Below are 6,210 nucleotides of genomic sequence, written 5' to 3'. Positions count from 1 at the left end.
CCTTCACTGGCCGAGGCCCGTGGTGGAACTCAGGAGCGCCGCATATGAATCAGGCGCTGCCGAAGAAGCTATGGGACAGACTTGGACTGGTCTCGATACTGGATACGATCAATCGGCTTAACCGCATGGCCTGAACCGCCGTGTACGGAACCGTACGCACGGTGGTGTGGGAGGACGGCGGCCGTGAGGCCGCCTCCTACCCGATCCGCTAGGTTTAGCCTCAGTCGCCGAGGTGCAGGCTGTGCTGGATGCGCAGCGTGCTGAATAGCTGGCGCGCGCGGTAGTGGCCGTACTGCAGGGTATTAACCTTGAGCGAGCGTGGGCTGAACTCACTCAGCGCATCTAGACGCTGACGAATCAATGCGGCATCAGCGCTCCGCTGATACAGGCCCAGGGTGATATGGGCGTGGTAGGGGCTTTGGCGAACTTCACGAGTGTGCTCACCGAGGCATTCGCGCCATGCCAGTAATTGCCCTGTTGGGTCGTCGATCGGCAGAAAAGCCGCGCTGGCAAAACTGTCGGGTTGGCCAATCGATAAGCTCAAAGCGTGACGCGGTTGTTGGCCTAGTGCCTTGAGTTGTCGCTGTAACTGCGACTTGCTGAAATCATCGTCACGCCGCTGCACACCACTGGCAAAGCCGCAGACAAACAGGGTGATATGCGCCTGACGCCGGCCTGGCGGGTGCAGCAGGTCGGCCAGTTGCTGCTGGATGAACGTGATGCGTGCGAGCAGAGCAGGGCACTGCACCGGCAGTATCCACACGCCATAGCGGTTACGGCCCTGATGCCACTCGGGGTAGTCACGCAGCTCGGTAACTACGCTCCGCGGTGGGCTGTTGATCGGGTCAGAGAACAGCACCGGGTTAAATGGCCCCGAGGGTTTTCAGTTCGGCGATCTGCGCATTGCTGTAGCCGAGGGCGTTGAGCACGGCCTGGTTATGTTCACCCAACTCCGGGCCGACCCATTCGACGCCGCCAGGCGTTGCAGACAGCTTGGGCACGATGCCGGGCATCTTGAAGGGCTTGCCGTCGGGCAGCTTGGCCGACAGGAGCATCTCGCGGGCGAGAAATTGCGGGTCGTGGAACATGTCCTCGGCGCTGAAGATGCGGCTGGCTGGCACCTCGGCCTGCTTCAAGGTCGCCAGCACCTGCTCCAGCGGCAGTGCGCCAACCCAGCGGTCGATCACGCCATACAGTTCATCACGGCGCGCATCACGGCCGTCATTGCTGGCCAGGTCTGGCGCGGTGGCGAGATCGTCGCGACCGATGGCCTGCATAAAGCGCTTGAAGATCGCATCACCGTTGGCGCCGATCTGCACGTGTTTGCCATCGCCGCTGGTGTGGATCGAGGAGGGCGTGATGCCCGGCATGATATTGCCCGTGCGTTCGCGGATAAAACCGAACACGTCGAACTCAGGGATCATCGACTCCATCATGGCGAATATCGCCTCATACAGCGCCACGTCGACCACCTGGCCTTGGCCGCCATTCACTTCACGGTGGCGCAGCGCCATCAACGCACCGATCACACCCCACAGCGCGGCAATCGAGTCACCAATCGAGATGCCGGTACGCACCGGCGGGCGATCCTCAAAGCCGGTGATGTAGCGCAGGCCGCCCATGGACTCACCCACCGCGCCGAAGCCTGGCTGATCCTTCATCGGGCCTGTTTGGCCGAAGCCGGATAGGCGCACCATCACCAGTTTGGGGTTGAGGGTGTGCAGCACCTCCCAGCCCAGGCCGAGTTTTTCCAGCACGCCGGGGCGGAAGTTTTCGATCAGGATGTCGGCTTCGCTTAGCAGCTTCTTCAGCACCTCGCGCCCGGCCTCGTGCTTGAGGTTGAGGGTGATCGACTGCTTGTTGCGCGCCTGCACAAACCACCACAAGGAGGTGCCCTCATACAGCTTGCGCCACTTGCGCAGCGGGTCGCCGCCATCGGGCGACTCGACCTTGATCACCTCAGCACCAAATTCGGCGCAGATGCGTGAGGCAAACGGGCCGGCGATCAGGGTGCCAAGCTCAATGACTTTCAGGCCAGCTAAGGGTTTGTTCGGGCTCATGGCGGTTCCAGGGCAAAAAAGCAGGGTTAAGCCTATGCGATTGTGTGGCTACAGGGAAAATATGCACAGGGTATGTCGAGGGCGGCTACGCGCTGGTCATGACCGCGATGTCTCGCTAAGGTCAGTCACAGCCCTGCTGCAAACAGCAGGCGGGTGTTTTGGCAAATGAGGAGCGAGCATGGCATTGCGCAACGCGATTCAGTTGATCACCTATCCAGATCGCTTGGGTGGCAATCTTGGCAGCCTCTACACGCTGCTCGACCGACACCTGGCTGATGCCTTTTCTGGCGTGCATTTGCTGCCGATGTATCCGTCCAATGCGGACGGTGGCTTTTCACCACTGACTCACATGGAAGTCGACCCGCGCTACGGCGACTGGGCGGATGTCGAGCGCATCTCGGCGCGTTTTGATCTGTGTGTCGACCTGGTGATTAGTCATATTTCTGATGAGTCGCCGGAGTTTCTCGATTTTGTTGCCCATGGCCAGGACTCACCCTACGCCGACTTGTTTGTGCAGGTCGATAAGCTGGGCGAGATCAGCCTGGAAGACCTGGCCAAGATCCATATCCGCAAGGAGAAAGAACCGTTTCGTGATGTGCACCTGGCCAATGGCGAGACGTGCCGCGTGTGGTGCACCTTCACTGAGCGGCAGATCGACCTCAACTACGAATCCCCGCTGACCTATCAGCTGATGGAACGGTACATGGCCTTTCTCGCCGCGCGCGGGGTCAAACTGTTCCGCCTGGATGCGTTTGGGTACACCACCAAGAAGATTGGCAGCAGCTGTTTTCTGGTAGAGCCGGATGTTTATCGCATCCTCGACTGGTTCCGTGAAACCGGCGAGAAGTACGGCGCGGAGATGCTGCCCGAGGTGCATGACCACATCAGCTACCAGTACGCCATCTCACGCCGGCATATGCGCCCCTATGCATTCGCCCTGCCGCCGCTGGTGCTGCATGCCTTTCTCAGCGGCCAAAGCCGTTACCTGAAACAGTGGCTGCGCATGTGCCCGCGCAATCAGATCACCGTGCTCGATACCCATGACGGCATCTGCATCCCGGATGTCGAAAGCATGCTGCCGGAGGCGGAAATTCGCTTTCTGGTCGATGAAGTCTCGACCCGCAGTGCCGACCCGATCATGCGTCGCTCAGCGGTCAGCGTGCACAGCGTGGGGGCGATTTATCAGCTGACCTGCACCTTCTATGAAGCCCTGCTGCGCAATGACGATGCCTACATTGCCGCGCGAGCGATTCAGTTTTTCACCCCCGGTATTCCTCAGGTTTACTACGTCGGCCTGCTGGCCGGCTGTAACGATTTTGAGCTGTGTAGCGCAACCGGCGAGGCGCGCGACGTCAATCGGCACTACTACAGCCTGGAAGAGGCCGAAGAGGCGCTGCGGCAGCCGTTGGTACAACGCTTGTTGCCGCTGATGCGCCTGCGCAATAGCCATCCGGCCTTTGACGGGCGCTTTGAGTTGAATCAGTCCGGCGAACGCAGCGTGGCCATGGCCTGGCGTCATGGCGAGCATTACTGCCGCGTGTATGTCGACCTGAGCACGTGCCAGGCGATTATTGATTACCGTGATCCTGAGGACGGCAGCGAGCGGAAAATGCGCTGTTGAGTGGGCGTGCCCTGCGGGCGAGGGGCGTTTCGGGTTAGACTTGCGCTCTTTTCGCCCAGTAAGAAGTCCCAGCATGGCCCTGCCGTCTACCACCTACAAAATCGAGCTTAACCTCACCGACATGGACCGCAGCGTCTATGAAAACCTGCGTTTCACCGTAGCCAAGCACCCTTCGGAAACCGAAGAGCGCCTGGCCGCGCGCCTGGTGGCTTATGCCTTATTCTATCACGAGCATTTGGCGTTCGGTCGCGGCCTGTCGGATGTCGATGAGCCCGCCCTGTGGGAAAAGAGCCTGGATGATCGCGTGCTGCACTGGATCGAAGTTGGCCAGCCGGACAGCGAGCGCATGACCTGGTGCTCGCGGCGTACCGAGAAATTCAGCCTGGTGGCCTACGGCAATCTGCGCGTCTGGCAGACCAAAGAACTCGATCCGGTGCGTACCCTGAAGAACATCAACGTGGTGGCGCTGGACCAGGAAGCCCTGGCCAAGCTGGCGCTGGATATGCCCCGCTCACTGAACTGGAGCGTGATGATCAGCGACGGCGAACTGTTCGTCACCGATGAGCGTGGCCAGCATGAGCTGCCTATTGAGTGGTTGATCGGCGAGCGCTAAGAACCTATTTGCGATCTGCTGCGCGTCGGCCCTGCTGCGTTAAAAACAGGCTCGGAATGCTCATTTACAGCCAGTAAACTCCGCTTCCTCGCCTGTTTTTGCCTTGCATGACTCTAGCTCGCGAGATCGAAAACAGATTCTCTGCGTCTCCCTAATAAAAAATAGGAGCGGACGTTCCGCACCGTTTGTACCGGAATCCTGATGCGTATCGAAGCCCGCCCGTTACCTGCCACTCTGCCTGATCTGGGCGCTCTGCCACCGCTGCTGACCCGCCTGTATGCCGCCCGTGGCGTGCAGTCTGCCGTTGAACTGGATAAAGGCCTGGCACGACTGATTCCGTATCAGCAGCTCAAGGGCATGGATGCGGCAGTCGATTTGCTGGTGCAGGGGCTGCAGCAAGGCCAGCGCATGCTGATCGTCGGCGACTTCGATGCCGATGGTGCCACCGCCAGTACGGTCGGTGTGCTGGGTTTGCGCATGCTCGGCGCGGCGCATGTCGATTATCTGGTGCCCAATCGTTTCGAATACGGCTATGGCTTGACCCCGGAAATTGTTGCGGTGGCGCTTGAGCGCCAGCCGCAATTGCTGATTACCGTGGACAATGGCATTTCCAGCGTCGAGGGCGTCGCCGCCGCCAAGGCTGCTGGCTTGACCGTGCTGGTAACCGATCACCACTTGCCCGGTGCCGAGTTGCCGGCAGCGGATGCCATCGTCAATCCCAACCAGCCGGGCTGTGAGTTCCCCAGCAAGGCGTTGGCTGGGGTGGGGGTGATGTTCTATGTGTTGCTGGCGCTGCGCGCGCGCTTGCGCGAGATGGGTTGGTTTACTGCGCAGCGGCCTGAGCCGAACCTCGGTGAGTTACTGGACCTGGTTTCCCTCGGCAGCGTCGCTGACGTGGTGCCGCTGGATGCCAACAACCGCATTCTGGTGCATCAGGGCTTGGCGCGGATTCGTGCCGGCCGGGCGCGGCCGGGCTTGCGCGCCATTCTTGAAGTGGCGGGGCGCGATCATCGGCGCATCACCTCCACCGACCTCGGCTTTATCCTCGGACCACGGCTGAATGCGGCGGGGCGGCTGGATGACATGGCGCTGGGCATCGAGTGCCTGCTCTGCGAAGACGAAGCCCTGGCCCGCGATATGGCTGTGCAGCTGGATCAGCTTAATCAGGACCGTAAGGCGATTGAGCAGGGCATGCAGCGCGAGGCCTTGGCCCAGCTCAAGGACCTGCCGCTGGAAGATATGCCGTTCGGCCTGTGCCTGTTCGAGGCCGATTGGCACCAAGGTGTAATCGGTATCCTCGCCTCGCGGATGAAAGAGCGTTATCACCGTCCTACCATTGCCTTTGCCGATGCTGGCGACGGCGTATTGAAAGGCTCGGCGCGTTCGGTGCCGGGATTTCATATCCGCGATGCGCTGGATGCGGTGGCCGCTAAGCATCCGCAGCTGATCAGCAAGTTTGGTGGGCATGCCATGGCGGCGGGGCTGTCACTGCCTGAAGCCTATTTCGCTGCGTTTGCCGCGGCCTTTGATGCGGAGGTGCGCCGCCAACTCTGTGAGGATGATCTGACCGGCCGCCTGTTGTCTGACGGTGCGCTGTCCATCGAAGAGTTTCATCTGCCGCTGGCCAAAGAGCTGCGCAATGCTGGGCCTTGGGGCCAGCATTTCCCTGAGCCGCTGTTTCATGGCGTATTTCAGTTGGTGCAGCAGCGAGTTGTCGGCGAGCGGCACCTCAAGGTGGTGCTGAAAAGCGAATGCGGCAGTGTGCAGCTCGACGGTATCGCCTTTGGTGTGGACCGCGAAATCTGGCCAAATCCGACCGTGCGCTGGGTCGAGCTGGCCTACAAGCTGGATGTAAATGAGTTCCGTGGCCAGGAATCCGTGCAACTAATGATCGCCCATATCAGCCCGCGTTAATT

Annotated in this window: 5 protein-coding genes and 1 pseudogene; 4 read left to right on the top strand and 2 right to left on the bottom strand. The window is 60.5% G+C overall.

Annotation, left to right across the window (positions count from 1 at the left end; genetic code table 11):
• Positions 1-134: pseudogene (locus SOP97_RS13460) on the top strand (group II intron maturase-specific domain-containing protein); the annotation flags it as partial.
• A gap of 86 nt (positions 135-220) precedes the next feature.
• On the opposite strand, the gene SOP97_RS13455 reads toward SOP97_RS13460, so the two are convergent.
• Positions 221-859, bottom strand: coding sequence for a 2'-5' RNA ligase family protein (locus SOP97_RS13455; protein WP_322949532.1), 639 nt, complete (start codon positions 857-859; stop codon positions 221-223).
• A 4-nt stretch (positions 860-863) separates the two neighbouring features.
• Positions 864-2,060, bottom strand: coding sequence for a CaiB/BaiF CoA transferase family protein (locus SOP97_RS13450; RefSeq protein ID WP_322949530.1), 1,197 nt, complete (start codon positions 2,058-2,060; stop codon positions 864-866).
• 178 nt (positions 2,061-2,238) lie between these two features.
• Between SOP97_RS13450 and gtfA the strand changes: the two genes are divergently transcribed.
• From gtfA to recJ, 3 genes are all read left to right on the top strand, one after another.
• Positions 2,239-3,681 (top strand): sucrose phosphorylase, encoded by a 1,443-nt coding sequence (gene gtfA / locus SOP97_RS13445; protein WP_322949529.1) that lies wholly within the window; start codon positions 2,239-2,241, stop codon positions 3,679-3,681.
• A 73-nt stretch (positions 3,682-3,754) separates the two neighbouring features.
• Positions 3,755-4,294, top strand: a complete 540-nt coding sequence (locus tag SOP97_RS13440) for a YaeQ family protein (RefSeq protein ID WP_274086921.1) — start codon at positions 3,755-3,757, stop codon at positions 4,292-4,294.
• Positions 4,295-4,495: 201 nt separating this feature from the next.
• Positions 4,496-6,208, top strand: a complete 1,713-nt coding sequence (gene recJ / locus SOP97_RS13435; protein ID WP_322949527.1) for a single-stranded-DNA-specific exonuclease RecJ — start codon at positions 4,496-4,498, stop codon at positions 6,206-6,208.
• Positions 6,209-6,210 lie beyond the last annotated feature (2 nt).

This window comes from Pseudomonas spirodelae (genome assembly GCF_034653255.1).
In the GTDB taxonomy this organism is placed as follows: domain Bacteria; phylum Pseudomonadota; class Gammaproteobacteria; order Pseudomonadales; family Pseudomonadaceae; genus Aquipseudomonas; species Aquipseudomonas spirodelae.
This window is presented reverse-complemented; position numbering and strand designations above follow the sequence as displayed.